The 20,918-nt window shown below is 53.2% G+C and carries 14 protein-coding genes; 3 read left to right on the top strand and 11 right to left on the bottom strand.

Annotated features, from left to right (window positions below; all coding sequences use genetic code 11):
• Positions 1-28: 28 nt before the first annotated feature.
• Genes MUB23_RS00585 through MUB23_RS19730 form a run of 3 tightly spaced genes read right to left on the bottom strand, consistent with a single transcriptional unit; the run spans position 29 to position 5,559 of the window.
• The gene (locus MUB23_RS00585) at positions 29-856 is read right to left on the bottom strand and encodes a hypothetical protein (RefSeq protein ID WP_244798244.1); all 828 of its coding nucleotides are present in this window, start codon (positions 854-856) and stop codon (positions 29-31) included.
• Between the two features lie 19 nt (positions 857-875).
• Positions 876-2,885 (bottom strand): ATP-binding protein, encoded by a 2,010-nt coding sequence (locus tag MUB23_RS19630; RefSeq protein WP_280515587.1) that lies wholly within the window; start codon positions 2,883-2,885, stop codon positions 876-878.
• Positions 2,869-5,559, bottom strand: coding sequence for a BTAD domain-containing putative transcriptional regulator (locus MUB23_RS19730; protein ID WP_244798243.1), 2,691 nt, complete (start codon positions 5,557-5,559; stop codon positions 2,869-2,871). The genes MUB23_RS19630 and MUB23_RS19730 overlap by 17 nt, the downstream gene beginning before the upstream one ends.
• 278 nt (positions 5,560-5,837) lie before the next feature.
• On the opposite strand from MUB23_RS19730, the gene MUB23_RS00570 reads away from it, so the two are divergent.
• On the top strand, positions 5,838-7,826 hold the full coding sequence (locus MUB23_RS00570) for a sensor histidine kinase (protein ID WP_244798242.1): 1,989 nt from the start codon (positions 5,838-5,840) through the stop codon (positions 7,824-7,826).
• Here the strand turns inward: MUB23_RS00570 and MUB23_RS00565 are convergent.
• The 7 genes from MUB23_RS00565 to MUB23_RS00535 form a co-directional block, all read right to left on the bottom strand.
• The gene (locus MUB23_RS00565) at positions 7,811-8,533 is read right to left on the bottom strand and encodes a LytR/AlgR family response regulator transcription factor (protein WP_244798241.1); all 723 of its coding nucleotides are present in this window, start codon (positions 8,531-8,533) and stop codon (positions 7,811-7,813) included. The two genes, MUB23_RS00570 and MUB23_RS00565, sit on opposite strands and share 16 nt — an antisense overlap.
• 51 nt (positions 8,534-8,584) lie before the next feature.
• A complete protein-coding gene (gene whiA, locus MUB23_RS00560) occupies positions 8,585-9,526 on the bottom strand; it encodes a DNA-binding protein WhiA (protein ID WP_244798240.1) in 942 nt (313 codons plus the stop codon).
• Position 9,527: 1 nt separating this feature from the next.
• Positions 9,528-10,436 (bottom strand): UDP-N-acetylmuramate dehydrogenase, encoded by a 909-nt coding sequence (gene murB / locus MUB23_RS00555; RefSeq protein WP_244798239.1) that lies wholly within the window; start codon positions 10,434-10,436, stop codon positions 9,528-9,530.
• Between the two features lie 9 nt (positions 10,437-10,445).
• Positions 10,446-11,375, bottom strand: a complete 930-nt coding sequence (gene hprK, locus MUB23_RS00550; protein ID WP_244798238.1) for an HPr(Ser) kinase/phosphatase — start codon at positions 11,373-11,375, stop codon at positions 10,446-10,448.
• Positions 11,376-11,483: 108 nt separating this feature from the next.
• Positions 11,484-13,361, bottom strand: a complete 1,878-nt coding sequence (gene uvrC, locus MUB23_RS00545; protein ID WP_244798237.1) for an excinuclease ABC subunit UvrC — start codon at positions 13,359-13,361, stop codon at positions 11,484-11,486.
• 135 nt (positions 13,362-13,496) lie between these two features.
• Positions 13,497-15,569: an ATP-dependent zinc metalloprotease FtsH gene (gene ftsH / locus MUB23_RS00540; protein WP_244798236.1), complete on the bottom strand. Its 2,073-nt coding sequence runs from the start codon at positions 15,567-15,569 to the stop codon at positions 13,497-13,499.
• Positions 15,570-15,896: 327 nt separating this feature from the next.
• The gene (locus MUB23_RS00535; RefSeq protein WP_244798235.1) at positions 15,897-16,313 is read right to left on the bottom strand and encodes a hypothetical protein; all 417 of its coding nucleotides are present in this window, start codon (positions 16,311-16,313) and stop codon (positions 15,897-15,899) included.
• A 24-nt stretch (positions 16,314-16,337) separates the two neighbouring features.
• On the opposite strand from MUB23_RS00535, the gene MUB23_RS00530 reads away from it, so the two are divergent.
• Together MUB23_RS00530 and MUB23_RS00525 are read left to right on the top strand one after the other, a co-directional pair.
• Positions 16,338-17,696, top strand: a complete 1,359-nt coding sequence (locus MUB23_RS00530; protein ID WP_244798234.1) for an MATE family efflux transporter — start codon at positions 16,338-16,340, stop codon at positions 17,694-17,696.
• 48 nt (positions 17,697-17,744) lie between these two features.
• Positions 17,745-19,337: an amidohydrolase gene (locus MUB23_RS00525; protein ID WP_244798233.1), complete on the top strand. Its 1,593-nt coding sequence runs from the start codon at positions 17,745-17,747 to the stop codon at positions 19,335-19,337.
• Positions 19,338-19,505: 168 nt separating this feature from the next.
• Here MUB23_RS00525 and asnS read toward each other — a convergent pair whose 3' ends face one another.
• On the bottom strand, positions 19,506-20,897 hold the full coding sequence (gene asnS, locus MUB23_RS00520; RefSeq protein WP_244798232.1) for an asparagine--tRNA ligase: 1,392 nt from the start codon (positions 20,895-20,897) through the stop codon (positions 19,506-19,508).
• Positions 20,898-20,918 lie beyond the last annotated feature (21 nt).

Raw genomic sequence — 20,918 nt, 5'->3', positions numbered from 1 at the left:
TCAAATATTCTCCGGATGACTTCGCCGTTCACACGGTAAAAATCGACGTTTGATCCGGTTGTTCCTTCCGCTCATCCGTCTCCTCCTGCCCTTCGGATCTGCTTTCCGGGACGGAAGGATTTTTTTCCGGTCCCGGTTGTTCCTCCGGCGGCTGGTCCGGATTTTGTTCCCCCGAAAGGAAAGCGGCCGCCATGCCCAAGAGAAGCTCCCAGGGAAAGCGGGGGGCTTTTTCCTGTTCCGTCTCCAGGTTCGTCTCCAGCATTTTTAAGAGACGCTGCTTTTGTTCCTCTTTCTTCCTCTGATCCTCCCGAAGCATTCCGGCCAGACGGCGGTTTTGCCCGATCCGGACCGGATCCTCACTCTTTCGGGCCTCGTCCTCTAAAACCTGAATCTGCTCGGCCTCTTCTTTTTCTTCTAGATAAGGAAGAAGGCCGGAGACGGTTTCATTTCCCTTTTTTTCCATCAGCGCTGTAATTTCCGAAAGCAGACGTTTTTTATTCTTGGACGAGTCCAGCTCGAAAAGCGCTGCGCTTTTTCCCGGATTATGGCTGTTGGTCAAAACCCGTTTTCCCTCCACTTTCTCCGGGCGGGCTCCCTCCCGTTTCAAATTCTTTTCTTCGCGCCGGGCCCGCGCCTCCTTGTCCTGGGAGACCAAGAGAACCACCTTTTCCTTTTTTTCTCCGGAAAATCCGGCGCTGAGAAAACCGGTTTCACTTTCCGCCCGCAGGCGCTCCAGAGGCGCTTTTTCCTCCTCCTTTTCCGAGGGTTCGTACCCTTTCAAAATGTTTTCCCGGTCTTCTTCCCGTTTTCGCAGCCGGTAATCTTTCTCCGTTGCTCTTTTTTCTTTATACTCCAAATCTCCTGTCCGCCCTCCCCTAAAAGCCGCCGTACTCGCCAAAATCACCGGCGGACAGTTTCTTTCCGCTCTTTTCCAGTTCCCGCTTTACAGCCAAAAGCAAATGCCGCATCCCCACTGCGTTCTCTCCGTCTCCCACGGCCAAAAATGCTCCGTTTCTCACACTATTTTTAATCTGGCTGCCGGAAAGCTCAAAATGAGCCGACAGAAAATCAAAATCCACGTCATTTTCCAGACGCATTCTTCGGGGAATCGAAATCTCCCACAGCCGCCTGCGGTTTTCCGGATCCGGGAAGGGGAACTCAATCAGGAAGGTCATCCTCCGTTTAAATGCCTCGTCGACATTTTGCAGGTAATTAGTAGCCAAGATGACGGTTCCGGTGTATTCCTCCATCTTTTGCAGGAGAAAGGCAGCTTCCATATTGCTATATTTATCATTGGAGTCCCGGACTTCCGTCCTCTTGGAAAAAAGCACGTCCGCCTCGTCAAAAAACAGGACCGCCTGGCTCTTCCTTCCCTCCTCAAAAATAACATTTAGATTTTTCTCTGTCTCCCCGATGTATTTGCTGACCACCGCCGCCAGATCGATCCGGAACAATTCCAGCCCCAATTCGCGGGCCAGGACCTGGGCCGCCATGGTCTTTCCAGTTCCGGGGGAGCCGGAAAACACCAGGGAAGTACCGGTGCCATAGGCAATTTTCTCCGAAAGCCCCCAAGTCTCGTATACCGCATACTTGTTTTTTGCCTGGGCGCAGGCATCTTTCAGCATACGTACCACAGGACCTGGCAGCACCAGATCCTCCCAGCCAAATTTTAGAGGGACCCGCCGCAGGCTTCCGCCGGATTGTCCGGAAAGATTTTCCCGGCAGAATGCTTTTACCTCTTCCGTGCCGATCCCTCCGTCTCCAGCGCGTCCCCAGGCCCCGGCCAGCATTTCCTCCACCTGCCCCGGAGGCAAAAGAAACAGCCCTGCCAATTCTTCCGCACGGAGCGGGTCCCGCCAAGAGTATCCGGAAGCCAAAAAACGCCAAAGTTCCGCCGCCTCCGCAAGGTCCGGCAGCGAAAGTTCTATCTTCCACACATGCTGTCCGAAAAATTGGACTTGTTCCGCTTCTTCGGAAAGAACGATCAAAGCTTCCCCCTCCCAAGAGGCCTGTTCCAAGAAAGAACCCCACTCTTCTTCCCTGCCGTCCGAGGGGTTCCAGTGTTCCACGGCCAGGAACGCCTGATTCACTTTGCATTCCCAAATCAGTTCCATCCAGGATCCCCTCAAAGCGGAGGGATCCAGCCGCCTTCGGTCCGCGCAGAAAACCGGCCGGCCACTTTCCTGCGCCAGCCGGACAAGCTGTGTCTTTTTTCCCACACCCTCCGGCCCGCCGATCAGAAAAACCCACTGTCCTGGAAGCTTGCCGGCGTGTGCTTTTTGAAATCCTAAATGCCAGGATTCATATTCTCTTCTTCCCAAGGAGGTCAGGCTGCATTTTTCTGGAAACAGGAGGGAAGTCCAGGCAGAAAGCTTTCGATTCTCCCATTTTCCTAAGGCAAATTCCACCACCCGTTCTCTCAATTTCAGCGGCTGCTCCAGCTGGGTCTCCCTCCCCCCGGCCCTGCCCGGTTCCAAAAACCAGCGGTGCAGCACTCCGTGAGAGGAAAAATGTCCGGCGTCCGCGCCCGGACCGTACAGCTTCATCAAAAATCCTGCGGTCGGAAGCGCCCCCTCCCTCTGCAAGGATCGGATCACCGGCCCGCAGTCTGGTTCCAGCTCTGCTGCCAGACAGACGGCCACGCACATCCGTTCCAGATCATCGGCCTGAAACAAAGCAAATAAATACTCCAGAGGTTCCCATTGTCCATCGGAAAGCGCCTGCCTCCCTCTCTCAGCCCAAGTCAGGAAACATTCGCTGGAAGTTTTCTCATCTGAAATCTCCGTGGTAAAGCGAAGGACAACCGGAGGATTCCTGCGTTTTCCGTACTCTTCCAATGCCCTCCAAACCGCATTCATCATATCCTGTCTATAGGGATCTGTCATAGGTCAGCTCCTGTCCCATTTCCTCCAGCCAAAGGCTGTTATACTTTTCAAACTGTTTTTTTGCATTCCTCCGATCACCGGAAGCCTCCAGACTGTCGATTAAAAGACCGGCCAGTTCGTTGGAAAAAGCATCTGTCTCCAATGCGCGGCCCGCCGAATCCGCGGCCAGACGGTACTGGCCTTGATCGAAATAATGCCTGGCCAGACGCTGCATCGCTTTCAAATACCGCTGCTCCAACCGTTCCCGTTCGGTAACCGCCCACAGATAATCTTCCCCGCTCAGGTAGCCCGACCCGTATAGCTCCGGGAGAGTCTCCGGCCCTGCCTCCGCAGCCAAATCCCAATCTCCGCTTAGAAAGGCTCCGGCCACCTCCAAAAAGCGGGCGTAGTCGGACCGGATTGCCTTCATCTCCAAACGGTATCTCTTATTCTGGACCACAAAAGCATGGCCGCACCCTGCATTGGTCAAGGTCTTCCTCAGATAGGACACAGTGGTGTCTAAAAGCGCCGATGATTTTTGGGCATCCCCTTCGGGCCATAAGTACTCCATCAGCACATCTTTCTCCATCTCTTTCCCCTGGGCTGCAAACAGGCAGGCAAACAGCTCCCTTGTCTTTTTGGTTCTCCAGGAGAGCGGCTTTCCATCCTCTGTCCACACGCGGAAACTGCCGAAACAAAACACATCCAGATGAGGAAGCGCCTGCCCCTGCTGTTCCTCCGGTTCCGCCAGGAGAGCGTAGAATTTTTTCTGATCTTTCTCCGACAGCTTTGGCCAGGACACCTCCTGACGGTTCCGATACTCCTCCAGACGCCGCGCTTCCTTTCTGGCGCAGGAGTCCGAAATTTCACCTTTTTGACAGGATAGGAGAAGCTGGTACAAACGCATCCACTGAGCAAACAGGCTGCCTTTGGCAAAAGAAAGAACCTCAGCCAGCTCCGCTTTTCGCTCAGAGAGCCTTCCCGCCCGATATTCTTGGGTCAGATACCGATAAAACCCAAAGTCCATAAACACCTGGGAATATACCTGATATCCGCGGGCTTCCTGTAAAAAATTTTCATCATAGAGAGCAGCCGCCTGAGACCGGCACAGCCACTCCACGCAGTCAATGATTTCCGACTGGCCGTGGAGAACCTTGACCGCCCCTTTGCGGATGTTGTCCCGGAAAGAAAACAGCATATCCCAGTCATCCATCTGAACACAGTATTCCAGCAGGATTTTCATCAGCTGTCCACAATATTTTGTTGTTTTTCCTTTGATTTTCCCCATGGATTCCATGAGAAAATCCGTGCGTGCGCTCAACGTTTCCAATTGGTCCAGCGCCGGCAGCAATTCCAGCAGATACTTGGAATAAATCTCGTATTTTTCATCCCGCAGCGCCGTCTTTGCCGCCTGCATCAGATAACCGGCAGCTTTCTCCTCCTGCCCCTGGCAGGCATAAAAAGCGCTGATCTCATGGAGGCATGCCCAGGACATCCGGCCGCCCTCAATTTCCAAAAAGTGAACCCACTGGGAAAGTAAAGCCGTCCGGCCGTTTTGAATCAGCTCCCCGGCATAGAGCTCCACGCCCAGCCCAACGGTCTCACTGTCACCGCACCGCAGGGCATACTTGATCCCCGGCTCAAAGTCCTGCTTTCTCATATAATAGAGAGACGCCTTTTTTAAAATTTCTCGTTTCCGTTCTTCCTTAATCTGACTGTTCAGGAAATCCTTGAAGATCGAATGATAGCGGTACCAGGATTTCTGCCCGTCAAGCCGGATGACAAATAAATTCTCCTGCACCAGATAGTCCAGGTTATTCTTCGCGTTGGTTTTTCCGGTGACAAAATCACAGACCCACGGATTCAAAGGATCCAGAACTGATGTGTCCACCAAAAACTGCTGCAGGTCAAAGGAAAGCTTACGAAACACTTCATAGGCAATATAATCATAAATACGGGAGCCCCGCAGCACGCTGTGGGCGTCCGCAGCATGCACTTGTCCCTGAAGCCCCAGCCCGGCAAACATCAGTCCCACCGGCCATCCTTCCGTATATTCATAGATCCGCTGCAGTGCGTCCGGCTCCATTTGCTCCCCGGTCACCTTTTCCAACAAGAGGGCCGCTTCTTCCTGGGTAAACTGAAGCTGCGCCTGTCCAAACAGCACGGCGCTGCCTTGAGCCAAAAAAGTGGCAAGAAAAGAGGGAAACGCCCCTTTGGTTGCAAAGAAAAAATGAATCTCCGGCGAAGTTTTCCGGATCAGGACTGACAGGATTTGACTGATTGCCTCCTCTTGAATTACCTGAAAATCGTCAAATGCAATCAAAAGCGGTCCGGAAACCAAATCAGAAAGCGTCTCGGCAAATGTACCGGCAGCAGCCTCTACTGTCTGTTCCCGCATCGGAGGTGATAAGGGAAAGGAAAAATCAGGAATCACCCGCTTTACCGAGCTTTCCAGGATATGTAAAAACAAAATGGGTTCATTGTCGGACGCTTCCAGCTGATACCAGGCGCAGCGTTTTTCCTGCTGATGCGCCACGTCCGCCATAAACATGGTCTTCCCAAAGCCTGCGCCCGCATAAAACACAGTTACCTTTTTCTCCCGGTATTCGGCGTGCAGACGTTTTCGTTCCACATAAGAAGGGATCTGCGCCGGTATCTGTATTTTAGAATCAATGTTTCTGTTTTCTCTGATCACGTTTGCCGCCTCTTTTTCATGCGCTTTTTCTTTGGGAAATAAAAAGGGATTCTCTGCCGCTTTTCATAGAGATTGTCCCTGTATTTTTTGTCCATTCCACTTACTTTTTTAAAGATTGATTCTATTCTATAAAAAAGATACAGAAGAATCTATCCCCCAAGCAAAATCGGGAAAAAATATGCAAAATCAGAAATTATTTATATTGACGGAACAAATTGGGGCTGTTAAGCTTGATGCAGACTCAGCAAACGTCGAGATTTGACAAAAGAGGAGCTTATATGTATCGTTCAATCGTTCGTTATCTAAAAATCCTGATTCCAGTCGCAGCGGCGGCCCTTCTCTGCGGACTATTTGTTCCTGTGCTTCTTACCTACACACATCCCTTGAAAAATGATATTTACGATCTTTCCGTCTCTTCGGTTAAAGAAGGCACGGAGCAAGTGGAATCCAAGGAGGATGCCAATGGATGGACCGCCTTTTTGATGGAAGGAGAAGAAAAAACCTCTTTGTTCTACGATGGAATCGAAGGCTTTACCGGTATAGAACGGCCGGGCCAAACCTTCTACTATTCCCGCGTCATGGACCAGGAGGTCGACGATCCCACCCTGCGTATCGGTGTGGTGAACCGCAATGTCAGTGTTTTTCTGGACGGCCAGCTGCTCTACACAGACTGCCCCGATGAGGACAACCGGATTGGCTATCTGACTCTCCCGATGAAGGAATGGGATGAAGAGTCCCCGCTCGTGGTCGCCCTTCCTTCCCATTATCTGGGAAAAACTCTGACCATCGCCCAGAGTACCGGGCCCAGCGAAAAACAGAATATGGACATGACCGCCTACCCCTGTTCGGTTGTTTTATACTGCGGATATGCCTCGGAGAGCGCCCTGATCGCTGATGCGGCGTCGAATTCCCTGCCCGCCATGGCGTTCTTTCTGTTCGGCTTTTTTTCGCTGCTTTTGATGGTTTTTCAGACGTTTTCCGGCAAATTGGATTGGGGCATGTTTTTTCTCTCCGCTTTCTTTTTCCTGCTGATGGTGAGTCAAGTGGCCGATGCGCCTTATTACCATAAATATTTTCCCTGGAGCCGGGAAGGGACCGGAATCGATTTAAATAATCTTGGATATCTTTTATCCAGCACCTCTATCCTCCTGTTTCTCTGCACCCGTATGGACCGGCCATTTCGGCTTCCCCTTGGACTCAGCCTGCTTGTCCAAGTTATTGCCGTCCTGGCTCACGTATGGTACCAATACCGGCATCCCGAACTGCCAGGTTTTCTGAAATACCACCTGTTGTTCTTTTCCAATTTTTATACTCTGCTCCTGTTTCTCGCCGTCACTGTGCTGGCCTTCCTCAACTGGAAAAGAAAAAATCGTTTCTATTCTGTATTTTGTATTACGGCCGGGATCACCGCGGGAGGTTTTGCCGCGTTCCTGGCCGCCGGCGCGCTGCTTGGCTCGGACTACCCCGGCGGTCTGTTTTCCCGCCTTTCCCAGGTTGATTATTCCAACACCGTCCTGCCCTTACGGGGATTTCGTATTCTGTTTTTGATCTGCGCCTTTGTCTCAGTGCTATTTGAATTTATTTGGTATCAAAAACAGACCAGCGCAGAGCGGACCGCCATCCTCTTAAAAGAAAAAATGGCGCAGGACAGCAGCATTTATATCAAGCAGCAGGTCAAGCAGACTGCCATTTTGCGCCACGATATCAACCGGCATCTGCTGGCGCTCCAGGAGCTTCTGGCCGATGGGCAAAGCAAGCGTGCCTCTGATTACGCAGCCGCCGTATCGGAACAGCTTGCCACACTTCAACCTATCTTAAGCACCGGCAACTATATGATCGATATTCTGTTTAACAGCCGGCTGCTCTCCGCCGCCGACGCCGGAATAAAAGTGAGCATCGAGAGGGCGGAAGCTCCGGCCTCACTACCCCTTGGTGACACGGATTTGACTTCGCTCTTGCTGAACGCCCTGGACAATGCCATCCAGGCTGCTGCCGAATCCGGTGAGAAACCTTCGTATCTGCGTCTGGATCTGCACATTAAAGGGAGGTTTTTCTATCTGTCGCTGGAAAATTCCACGTCAAATGAGCCTTCTGCCGGAAAAATCGACAAAAAAAGAACCGTGGAACTCCACGGCTACGGTATTCTGATTATGAAAAACATTGTAGAAAAATACGGCGGGATCCTTGAGACAAAAGAACTTCCGGGAAAATTCCGGACAGCCTTTGCCATCCCTCTCGAAAGTCCAAGCGGTCAGTCCGAGACATAAAAAAATAATCGTTCTCTCGTTTCGTTGTATTTGGATTTGCTGACCGGAACCCGAAGCCCTCCCTGGAGGGTCAGTTCATAACGCTGAATGGATTCCACCCGGTCCAGATTCACCAGAAAACTTTGATGGCAGCGGCAGAATGTCTCCGCAGGCAATTCTTCTTCCAGCTCGCGGATGGAGGAGAGGGATTCCCATTTGTGTCCCTCTTCTATCAAAATGGTGTTCCTGCCGCAGATTTCTATGTAGGCCAGACGGTCCATACGGATTTTCCGCATACAGCCATCCTTCATCTTGACCATAAGAATTTTCTTTTGCTGCAATTTTTCTATGCAGTATCCCAATGCTTCCCGGAGTTTTTTTTCCTCCACCGGTTTTGCCAGATAGCGGACGGCTTCCACTTCGTAGCCGAGCAGCGCCATCTCCCGGTTCGTGGAGACAAAGATCACGAGGGAAGAAGTGCCCAGGCTGCGCAGCCTTGACGCCATAGAAATTCCATCGATCTCGTCCATCATCACATCCAGGACCAGAATCTGATACCGGTCTGGTTTCTCGTGCAGCAGACGAAACAGTTCCTGGCTGCTGGCGTAGGAATCCAGGTGGACCGGGCGTTTCTCTTTTTCCAATATTTGCTTCACCATGGCGGAAAGCTTCTCTAAATCTTTCCGGTCGTCGTCACAGACGGCGATCCAAACAGGCAAATCCGACATCCGCCATTCCTCCGTTCTTCCCAATCGATATCCCACCGCAATTCTCTCTTATCACATCAGTTCTTCCGCGATGGCCTTCAGCTTCCGCAGACGGTGATTCACCCCGGATTTACCCACCGGGGGATCCAGCAGGCCTCCCAGCTCTTTTAACGGCATGTCCGGATTTTCCAGACGGACATAAGCCATCTCCCGCAGACCGTCGGGCAGGCTGTCCAGCCCGCGCTTTTCCTCAATCAACCGGATGTCCCTAACCTGTTCCACGGCAGCTGAGACCGTCTTGTTTAGGTTCGCCGTCTCACAGTTCACTTTCCGGTTCACCGAGCCGCTGATCCCCCGGAGAATCCGGATATTCTCCAGCTCCATCAAGCTGAGATGTGCCTCCATGATATTCAACAGGTCGGCGATTCCGTCGCTCTCCTTCACATAGACCACATGATACTTTTTCCGCAGCACAATCTTCGCGTCCACTTCAAAGGAAACCATGACTTTCCGGATCTGTTCAGCCTTTTCTTCATTTCCGCAGACGATCTCAAAATGATAGGATTTCTGTGGATTGCTGATGGAGCCCGAACTTAAAAAAGCCCCTCTCAAAAAAGCGCGGCGGCAGCAGGCGCTCTGAATCACCCGGTTGTCCACCGGCAGCTCCAGATCCCGGAGAACCCCGTTCTCCTGCAAAAACTTGGTAGCCTGCAAAACCCGCGAGACCTCCTCATGGCGGCGCAGAGCCAGTGTGTACACATGGCTCTTTTTCCAATCGCCGCTTCCCATGACAGAGACGTCCGGCTTGATTTGGAATCCTTTTTGCAGGAGAACCGCGGCCTTTCTCGCCACCATGGGGCTCTCGCTTTGAATCACCAGGAAAAGCCTTCCGTCCAAACGGACAGAAATTCTCCCCAAAGCGCTGATGATCGCCGCCAGCTCCGCGATCTGACAATGGCGCGCGCTGCTCTTATGTTTTTCCAACTCTTCTTTTGCCCGCAAGGAAAAAGACATATCAAAACTCCCCCAGACATCTGACTTCCATCTCCAGCGTCACGCCGGAATTCTCTTTGACCCGGCGGACCACCTCCTGACAGAGAGCCAGAATATCCGCAGCGGTTGCACCGCCCCGGTTGATCACGAAACCGCAGTGTTTTTCCGATACCTGAGCGCCGCCCACGGAAAAGCCGAGGAGACCGGCCTCCTCGATCAGCTTGCCAGCAAAATAGCCGGCCGGCCGTTTAAAGGTACTCCCGGCGCTGGGATACTCCAACGGCTGTTTTTCCCGTCTTCTCGCCGCCAGCTCCGCCATTTTCTCTTTGATTTTCTCCACATCGCCTTCTGCCAGCTGGAACTCAGCGGCAGTTACGGCGTACCCTTCTTTCATCACCGCGCTGGTCCGATAGCCCAGCTGCATCTGCTCCGCCGTCAGCCAGAAAAGCTCTCCCCCCCTTGTCACAACCTGAACCGCCGTCAGCACATCTTTCATCTCGCCGCCGTAGGCTCCGGCATTCATCGTCACCGCTCCGCCAAGACTACCCGGAATGCCAGCGGCAAATTCCAATCCGGTCAGGCCGGCCGCACAGGCATTTTTCGCCAGAAGGGCCAGAGAAATTCCCGCCTCCGCGTAAATCCGGTCGTGTTCAATTTCACAGGCGGCAAGGCCTGCACCCACATGGAGGATCACCCCGGCGTATCCCCTGTCGCCAATCAGCAGATTGCTCCCCTTCCCTATGATGTAATAAGGGATGCTCCCTTCCCGGCAGCAGCGAATCAAGGCCGCCAGCTCCTCCGCATTCTGCGGTTCTGCAAAACATTCGGCAGGCCCGCCCACCTGAAACGTCGTGTGCCGGCTCATTGGCTCCTGCCTGAGAAAAACGGCTCCCGGAGCCGCCTGTCTCAACTGTTCCAACCAGTCTGTCATGATATTCTCCTATCGATTCCGCAGCATGTTGTTCTGTACCCGCTTGTACAGCTCCGCCACGGCGTCATATCCCATCTTTTTCTGGCGGTAATTCACCGCGGCCGACTCAACGATCACGGCTACATTCCGTCCAGGGCGCACCGGGATGGAATAGCATATGATTTTATTTCCCAGATATTCCACGTATTCTTCATTGGTTCCCAGGCGGTCGTAGGTCTTCGCCCGGTCCCACTCCTCCAGGCGGATCACCATGTCCACATCCTGCTCGTCCTTCACGCTCTCCACGCCGAACAGGGTCTTCACATCAATGATCCCAATCCCCCGGAGCTCAATAAAATGGCGGGTCACCTCCGGAGCCGAACCGATCAGCCGCTCCTCATTGAACCGGCGGAGCTCCACCGCGTCGTCGGCAACCAGCCGGTGACCTCGCTTGATCAGCTCCAGCGCTGCCTCGCTTTTTCCGATCCCGCTCTCGCCGATGATCAAAACGCCCTCCCCGAATACATCGATCAGAACGCCGTGCATCACCATAGTAGGGGCGGTTTTTTCCTGGACATAGTGCAGGATCCGCGCATACAGATCAGCTGTTACCCGCTTGCTGGTAAGAATCGGGATCTCCGCTTTTCTCGCCGCGTCCAGAATAATATCGTCCGGTATATGACCGCGGCAGAAAACCATGCAGGGGATTGCAAAGCCGAACATCTTCCGGAAAATTTCAGCCTTCCGCTCCGGGGTAATGGTCTCCAGATATGCCATCTCCACATTTCCAATCAACTGTACCCGGCAGTAATCAAAATGTTCAAAAAAGCCGGCAATCTGCAAAGCCGGCCGGTTGATGATCCCTTCTGCCTTCAACATCTGGCTGTCCAAATCGATCTCCGGTGTCAAGTTCACCAAATTCATTGCCCGCGCCAACTGTCCGACACTGATTTGATCCATCGCGCTTCCTCCTGCGATATTATAATTTGTGGAATTGCCTCCGGCAAATCTTTGATTCCGCTGCCGGGCTCTGATCCGTTTCGTGAATAGTATAGCACAAAATTTCCGCTACTTCAACGGAACTTCCCCATCATGGAAGAACGCGTACACCATCTCTGCCACGCCCCGGTTCATCTCTGGCAGGGCCGCGATATCGTCGACGCTGGCCGCTTTCATAGCATCAATGGTTTTGAATTCCCTCATCAAAGCTTTCCGCCGGACCGGTCCAACCCCGTCGATATCATCCAGAATGGAATGAATCTGAGCCTTGCCGCGGCGGGCCCGGTGGAACGTAATCGCAAACCGGTGGGCTTCGTCCTGAATCCGCGTGATCAGCTGGAACGCCTCCGAATGATGGTCCAAAGGCAGCTCCTTATTTTCAAAGTAGAGTCCTCTCGTCCGGTGATTCTCATCCTTTACCATTCCGCAGACCGGAATGGATAGCCCCAGGCCTCGCAGCACCCGCTCCGCCACATTGACCTGGCCGCGGCCGCCGTCCATCAAAAGCAGATCCGGGAACTGGCTGAAACTGCCGTAGTCCTCCTCCATCCCCTTTTCCCGAAGCATCTTCACCTCTTCCAGCCCGTGAGAAAAACGCCGGGTCAGTACCTCCTCCATCGAGGCGTAGTCGTTGGCCCCCTTAACCCACTGAATCTTAAATTTCCGGTAATCGTTCCGCTTCGGACGGCCGTTTTCATAGACTACCATGGATCCGACCGACTCGAATCCACTGATATTGGAAATGTCAAAGGCCTCCATCCGGTGAAGTCCTTCCCTGCCCAGCAGTGTCTCCAACTGATGGACCGCGCCCATGGTGCGAGCCTCTTCCCGCTTTACCTTCTCCCGGTCCTGGGTCAGGATCAGCTTCGCATTTTTCTCCGCCAACTCCACCAACTGGTGTTTTTCCCCTCGCTTGGGGACGACCAGCGAAATCTTATGTCCGCTTTTGGCGCTGAGCCACCGCTCGATCAGCCCGCCGTCGGGCAGCTCCTCCGGCACAAAGATTTCCCGCGGAAAGAAAGGCGTTCCGGAGTAAAACTGTTTGACAAAGTCAGATACCACCTGGCTTTTCTCATCCCCTTCCGCCACTTTGACGTGAAAATGCTCGCGGCCGATCAGACGGCCTTCCCGGATAAAGAACACCTGGACGATCGCGTCCTCACCTTCCATGGCAAGAGCCACGATATCCCGATTCTCCTGGCCGCTGTCGGTCACTTTCTGCTGCTGCTCGGTCCGCTGGACGCTGAATAAGAGTTCCCGGTACATCATTGCGTTTTCAAAATCCAAGGCATCCGACGCCTCCTGCATCTTGGCTCTCAGATGCTTTTGTACCGGCCCATAATTTCCCTTCAGAAACTCCTGGGCCTTGTCAATGGCCTCCCGGTATTCTTCTTCACTGATATAGCCCTGGCACGGAGCATCGCATTGATGGATATGGTAATTCAGGCACGGCCGTTCTTTCCCGGTATCGGCAGGGAGATTTCTCCGGCACGTGCGGATCTTATAGAGCTTTTGTACCAGGCGGATGCTGTCCTTGACCGCGCCGACATCGGTATACGGGCCGTAATATTTGGATTTGTCCTTTTTCATGGTCCGGGCGATCAGGATTCTGGGATATGCCTCCTCCACAGTGACCCGGATAAAGGGATATCCCTTGTCGTCGGTCAGCATGGTATTATATTTGGGATGATGCTCTTTGATCAGATTACATTCCAGCACAAGGGCCTCGGTCTCGGAATCCGTGACGATAAATTCAAACCAGGCGATCTGGCTGACCATGCGCAAAATTTTCGGCGATTTGTTCCCGCCGTTCTGGAAATACTGCCGGACCCGGTTTTTCAGATTCACCGCCTTGCCCACATAGATGATGTGGTCGCCTTTGTCGTGCATCAGATAGACGCCCGGTTTATCCGGCAGCTTTTTCAGCTCCTCTTTCAGATCAAACATAGGATCCTCTCCTCCTAGTCGGCTCAGCTTGGTACCAATGGCAGGGACTGCCCGTAAACCACCTTGCTGCGTCTCATCGTAAAATCAGCCTCCGGTAAGGAATCCCTATCGAAGGCTGGTGGTGTTTCACTGTGATTAATTCCGTTTTCCGCCGGGGCGTTTCATTCTCGCCTGGCGGGGCTTGGGAGCGTTGGCTTTCCGGCCGCTCCGGGCTCTCCGGCGAAGAACCTCGCGCTTTACGATCCGCTTTACCTCCGCGGAAGTGTAGAGCGGCTCCGTCAGCGATACCTTCGGGGAAATCTGCAAAGGCGCCTTGGGATCTTCCTTTCTCAGAGAGACATGGTTATCTCCTTTTTCTTCCAAGGACTCTCCCTTTACCTCCCGCAGAATCTTCATAAACTCCTTGCCGGTGATCGTCTCTTTTTCGATCAGGAAGGCCGCGATCTTTTCCAAAGCCTCTTTGTTTTCATTGATAATGACCTTTGCTTTTTCGTAGGCTTCTTTCAACATCACCTTGACGACTCCGTCCACCTGAGCTGCGGTGTTATCCCCGCAGTTGAGAACCGAGCGTCCGTCCAGGTACTGACCTTCAATGGTTTCCAGTCCCATCAGGCCGAATTCCTCGCTCATGCCGAAACGAGTCACCATGGCGCGGGCCACTTTGGTCGCTTTTTCAATATCGTTGGACGCGCCGGTGGAAACCGATTCAAAGAAAATTTCTTCGGTTGCGCGGCCGGCCAAAAGCGTGATCAATTCGGCTTCCAGCTCCACCTTGGTCATCAGGAACTTTTCTTCCTCCGGAGTCTGCATGACATAGCCGAGGGAACCCATGGTACGGGGCACAATGGTAATCTTCTGCACCGGCTCCGTGTTCTTCTGGAGGGCAGCCGCCAGGGCATGGCCGACCTCGTGGTAGGCCACCATCTTTTTCTCCTGGGCATTCATGATCCGGTCCTTCTTCTCCTTACCGGCGATCACAACCTCCACCGACTCGAAGAGATCTGCCTGGCTGACAGCCCGGCGTCCCTGTTTGACGGCCAGGATCGCCGCCTCGTTGATCATATTGGCAAGGTCCGAACCTACGGCACCGGAAGTCGCCATGGCAATGGACTCCAGATCCACCGTATCGTCCATCAGCACATTTTTCGAGTGAACTTTTAAAACGGCCAGACGGCCCTTTAAATCCGGTTTATCCACGATGATCCGGCGGTCCAGACGGCCCGGACGGAGCAGCGCGGGGTCCAGCACCTCCGGCCGGTTGGTGGCAGCCAGAATAAAGACGCCCTTGGACGAATCAAAACCGTCCATCTCAGCTAACAGCTGGTTCAGCGTCTGCTCCCGCTCGTCGTTTCCGCCGAAACGGGTGTCACGGCTCTTTCCGATGGCGTCGATCTCATCGATGAATATAATGCACGGCGCTTGCTGCTGGGCCTGCTTAAAGAGGTCGCGGACACGGGACGCGCCGACGCCGACAAACATTTCCACAAAATCAGAGCCTGCCAGGGAGAAGAACGGAACGCGCGCTTCCCCGGCCACGGCCTTCGCCAGCAGCGTTTTACCGGTTCCGGGCGGGCCCACTAAGAGAGCGCCCTTCGGAAGCTTCGCACCAATGGCCGTGTACTTTCCGGGATTATGCAGGAAATCCACAATCTCCACCAGGGATTCTTCGGCTTCGTCCTGTCCGGCAACGTCTTTGAAGGTGACGCCGGTTTCCCGCTGCATATAGACCTTGGCGTTGCTCTTGCCGACGCCCATGATCCCACCGCCGCCGCCTTTACGCATCATCACGTTGAAGATAATGAGAATCAGGAACACCGGGATGATATAGATCAGAATCTCCATCAGCCAGGAAGTCCGCTCCAAGATGGTTCCTTTGTAGTTCTCGATTCCGTGATCTTCAAACAGCTGCTTCAGTTCCTTGTTGGATACGATCGCGGTGTAGTATTTTTCTTCGGTATTCCCATCCTCGGATTTTACGGTGATGCTTACCTTGTTGTAGTACTCATCCATCACCACTTCCACGACTTCGCGGGTCTCGACCAGCTTTTCAAATTCCGGATAGGTAATCTCCTGCGACTGCCCTCCGCCCAGCGAACGGGTCAGGATGGTCATCACAAACAGAACCACCATTCCCAATGCCGCCATCGCCATAAAATTTTGATTCCGCTTCCCGTTATCGTTCTGCGGATTATTTCGATTTGGTTCCATTCAATATCTCCTTCAAATCCACTTATGTATCCGCTGCCCCAGCGGAAGCGTAAAGTTACGCACTATCCATTATAGGTTTCGTTTGGAAATAAAGCAATAAGAAGATTTGGAATATTTCGTAAAATTTTTATGTTTTTTATGTAGAAGGGCGGAAGTATGGGATTTTCGAAGAATAACCGGTGGCTCAGTGTCTGGCTTTGCTTCCAGACATGAAAATTGCTGCTGCATCGACGGAAATTCATTGGATCGATGCAGCAGCTTACGCTTCGACTTTTGATTGTGAATTCAAATTTATTTTTGCCGAAAGAAAGAGAAATATCCCTGGATTTAGGTGGTTTCCTGGGTGGATAATTTTTCAATGGCTTCCAGCGGAATTTCCATAATTTTTGACACTTGCTCCGGCGTGAGGCCGTTTTTCAGCATTTTGATTATGGCTTCTCTTCTGCCCCTTTCCAGGCCACGAGCTTCCCGTTCATTTAATTCCATCAATAATGTCATATATTCCCGCCTCCACTCTTCATTATTACGAACTTTTTCTAGTTCGAGATTCATCTTTACCAGCAGCTCGTCATCAGACACGGAGTCCGCGGCTGAATCCAGAAAATGCAGAAAACGTTTTACATGTCCAGACGTTTCCAAATAAACGTACAGTAGGAACTTCCTCGCCCATCTTTCCCCATTCCCCCCTGGCAATCCCCCGCCACCTATTGTATAATATCTCATAAAGCGTTTCACCAATTCCAAAGATCCCTCCAAGGAGCTGATCCCATGACACACGAAGAAAAATTCACCTATATGACCACCACCCCGGTCCCCCGCCTGATCTGCAAGATGGCGGTTCCGACCATCATCAGTATGCTGGTCACCAACTTTTACAACATGGCGGATACGTATTTCGTCGGAAAGATTGACACCAGTTCCACCGGGGCCGTTGGCATCGTCTTTTCCCTGATGGCGATCCTTCAAGCCTTTGGCTTTTTCTTCGGCCAAGGCTCCGGGAATTTCATGTCCCGCCGGTTAGGACAGCACAAGGTCGAGGAGGCGTCCCAAATGGCTGCCCTCGGCTTTTTCTCCGCCCTGGGCTGCGGCTTTTTGATTATGATTCTCGGCCTGCTTTTCCTGGAACCCCTGGCCCTGCTTTTGGGCTCCACGGATACGATCCTCCCCTATGCCAAAGATTACCTGCGCTTTATCCTGATCGGAGCCCCTTATATGACCGCCTCCTTTGCTTTGAACAACCAGCTCCGCTTTCAGGGCAGCGCGTTCTACGCCATGATCGGCATTGCTTCCGGCGGACTCCTCAACATTGTCCTTGACCCGATCTTTATCTTCGTGCTGGACATGGGCGTCGGCGGGGCGGCGCTGGCCACGATCATCAGCCAGTTCCTCGGTTTTATCCTGCTGGTCTCCGGCACTTACCGGGACGGCTGCATTGCGGTCCGCATCCGGAACCTGAAACCTAGTTTTTACTATGTCAGAGAGATGGTGCAGGCGGGATTCCCGTCCCTCTGCCGCCAGGGACTGAACAGCATCGCCACTTTGAGCCTGAACCATATGGCCGGCCTCTACGGCGACGCGGCGATCGCGGCCATGTCCATCGTCAACCGGGTATTCGCCTTTGCCTTCTCTGCCCTGATCGGCTTTGGGCAGGGCTTTCAGCCGGTCTGCGGTTTCAATTATGGAGCCAAACTGTACCGCAGGGTGCGCCAGGGCTACTGGTTCTGCGTGCGCACCTCTGTAGGCTTTCTCTGTGTGCTGGCGGTTCTTGGTTTTGGGTTTGCTCCGGAGATTATTTCTCTGTTTCGGAAGACGGATCCTGAGGTCATTGAGATCGGCGCAAAGGCACTGCGGATGCAGGCTGTCGTTTTCCCTCTGATGTCTCTATACACGATCAGCAGCATGATGCTGCAGGCAATTCGAAAGACAACAAAGGCAACGATCATGGCAGCCTCCCGTCAGGGGATTTTTTTCCTACCCGCGATCTTACTCCTGCCCCATCTGCTGGGATTGACCGGCATTCAAATCGCACAGCCGGTCTCGGATTTCTTCACCGCCTGCCTGGCGCTGCCCCTTGCCGCCAGTGAACTGCGGAAAATGAGGGAGGACGGAGAAACCGCTGTAAAATAAGTCAAAATTGGTACCGCCGGATTTTATACCGGCGGAGAAAGGAACACAATGATGCAAAAGCTTTATTTTGGAGGTCCGATCCTTACGATGGAAGACGCTTTCCCTTCCGCCGAGGCGGTTTTAACGGAAGACGGACGAATTCTCGCTGTGGGAGAACGGGAGGAGTTGAAACTTCAGGCTGGCCCGGCTTGTCAAAAAATCGATCTGGACGGACGCACGATGCTGCCCGCTTTTCTCGACCCGCACAGTCACTTTTCCGGCTTTGCCAATTCCTTTCTGCAGGTTCCGCTGGACGAAGTGGTCAGCTTTGAAGAAATCACAGAAAAGATCCGGGAATTTATAGAGGAAAATCAGATTCCGGAGGGCCAATGGGTTCTGGCCAAAGGATACGACCACAATAACCTGGCGGAAAAACGGCCGCCCCATAAAGAGGTCCTGGACACCGCCGCGCCAAACCATCCCCTCCTGCTCCAGCACCAGTCCGGCCATACCGGCGTGTTCAACAGCGCGGCCCTGAGGCTCTTAGGGATTACCGCCCAAACGCCTTCCCCGGCCGGAGGAAAAATCGAAGTAAAAAACGGGGAACTCACCGGCTACGTGGAGGAAAACGCCCTGATCCAGTACCAGGACAAGATCCCCATGCCTTCCCCCAAAAAACTGATGGGCGCTTATCAAAAAGCCCAAGATAAATACATGAGCTACGGAATCACTACAATTCAGGAAGGGATGATGGTGAAGCAGTTAGGGCCTTTCTATGAGACGCTTTGCCGCTCTCACCTGCTTCGCCTGGATGTGGCCGGCTATCTGGATATTGCGGAAAGCGACTCGCTTATTGCCGAATTTCCCGGTCATATCCGGCAGTACCAGGATCGCTTTAAGATCGGCGGCTACAAGATTTTCCTGGACGGCTCCCCCCAGAGCCGGACGGCCTGGATGCTTCATCCGTACCAAAATGCAGCGGACGGCTACTGCGGATATCCTACATTGACCGATGAAGAGATCGAGTTCCGCATTCGCAAAGCCCTTACGGACAACATGCAGCTCTTGGCCCACTGCAACGGCGACGCGGCCAGCCTGCAATACATTACCACCTATGACAAGGTAAAAAAGGAACTCCTCAGTTCCCCGGATATCCGCCCGGTCATCATCCACGCTCAGCTGCTGCCGGAGGACCAGTTGGACCTGGCGGTAAAAAATCGTATGATCGCCTCGTTTTTCGCCGCCCACGTCTACCACTGGGGAGATGTTCACATCGAAAACTTCGGCCTGGAGCGGGCGAAACAAATCAGCCTGGCCGCCTCGGCGAAAAAGGCCGGCCTGCCCTTTACCTTCCATCAGGATTCCCCGGTGATTCAGCCGGATATGATGGAAACCGTCTGGTGTGCGGTCAACCGGATCACCAAAAAGGGAGTGCTGCTTGGGGAAGAACAGAAAATCCCGGTATGGGACGCGCTGAAAGCAGTGACGCAGCAGGCGGCATACCAATATTTTGAAGAAGAGGAAAAAGGAAGCATCCGTCCAGGCAAACAGGCAAATTTCGCGGTTCTGGACCGCAATCCCCTTGCGGTGGAACCGATGGATCTGAGAAACATCCGGGTGCTGGAGACCATCCGGCAGGATGAAACGATTTTCCGCAGATAAGAAAGAATTTCGCGCCGAGAAATTCCAAAGGAATTTCCTATCAAAGAAAAAGCTCCGTCCGGGGCGGCCGTTCCACTTCCACGGCCGCTCTCAGACGGAGCTTTTTAGGTATACCCCCGACTGACCGCAAGGTCTGTCCGCGGTGGACCGCAGCTTGCCCGATCCGCTTTACAGCTCGCAGTTGTTCACTGTCCGCGGGAACGGGAGCACGTCGCGGATGTTCCCCATGCCGGTCACATACATGATCAGCCGCTCAAAGCCCAGGCCAAATCCGGCGTGACGGGCGGAACCGTACTTTCTGAGATCCAGATAGAAGCCATAGTCCTCTTCTTTGAGCCCCAGCTCCTGCATCCTTTTCACCAGTTTCCCGTAATCGTCCTCTCTCTGACTTCCCCCAATGATCTCGCCGATACCGGGAACCAGGCAGTCCATGGCCGCCACGGTCTTCCCGTCGTCGTTCATCTTCATATAGAAAGCCTTGATCTCCTTGGGATAATCGGTCACAAACACCGGACGCTTAAAAATCTGCTCCGTCAGATACCGCTCGTGCTCGGTCTGAAGATCACAGCCCCAGGATACCTTGTAGTCGAACTTGTCATTGTGCTTTTCTAAAATCTCCACGGCCTCGGTATAGGTCACATGGGCAAAATCCGAGTTTACCACGTGGTTCAGCCGGTCAAGCAAGCCTTTATCGATAAACTGATTGAAGAACTTCATCTCCTCCGGAGCCTGCTCCATGACATAGCGGATCACGTATTTCAGCATACTTTCGGCCACCGTCATATTGTCGGCCAAGTCCGCAAAGGCCATCTCCGGCTCAATCATCCAAAACTCTGCCGCATGGCGGGTGGTATTGGAATTCTCCGCCCGGAAGGTGGGCCCGAAGGTGTAGATGTTCCGGAACGCCATGGCGTAGGCTTCGCCGTTCAGCTGGCCGCTGACCGTCAGGCTGGTTGGCTTATTGAAAAAGTCCTGGCTGTAATCCACGGTGCCGTCTTCGTTCTTCGGCACGTTGTCCAAATCAAGGGTCGTCACCTGGAACATCTCGCCCGCGCCTTCGCAGTCGCTGCCGGTGATCAAAGGCGTGTGCACATAGACGAAGTCCCGCTCCTGGAAAAATTTATGGATCGCATAAGCCGCCAGAGAGCGCACGCGGAATACGGCCTGGAAGGTGTTGGTCCGGGGACGCAGATGAGAAATCGTTCTCAAAAATTCCATCGAATGGCGCTTGGGCTGGAGCGGATAATCCGGCGTGGAAGGACCCTCCACCGTGACGCTCTCCGCCTGCAGCTCAAAAGGCTGTTTGGCCTGGGGCGTCAGCACCAGCTCTCCTTTTGCAATCACGGCGGCCCCGACATTCAGCTTGGAAATCTCGCTGAAATTCTCCATGGTATCATGGTAAACCACCTGCAGCGTCTCAAAAAAAGTTCCGTCGCTCAGGACAAGAAAGCCAAAGCTTTTGGAGTCCCGGAGGTTCTTCACCCAGCCGCAGACCGTCACTTTCTTACCCGCGTATTGTTCTGTGTTTCGGTATAATTCCCGAATACTGATGCAGTCCATCTGTATTTCTCCTCTCTAATG

The sequence above is a fragment of the Cuneatibacter sp. NSJ-177 genome (assembly GCF_022867805.1).
Taxonomy (GTDB): Bacteria; Bacillota; Clostridia; order Lachnospirales; family Lachnospiraceae; genus Pseudolachnospira.
The sequence above is the reverse complement of the archived record's forward strand: the minus strand, read 5'-3'. Positions and strand labels throughout refer to the sequence as shown.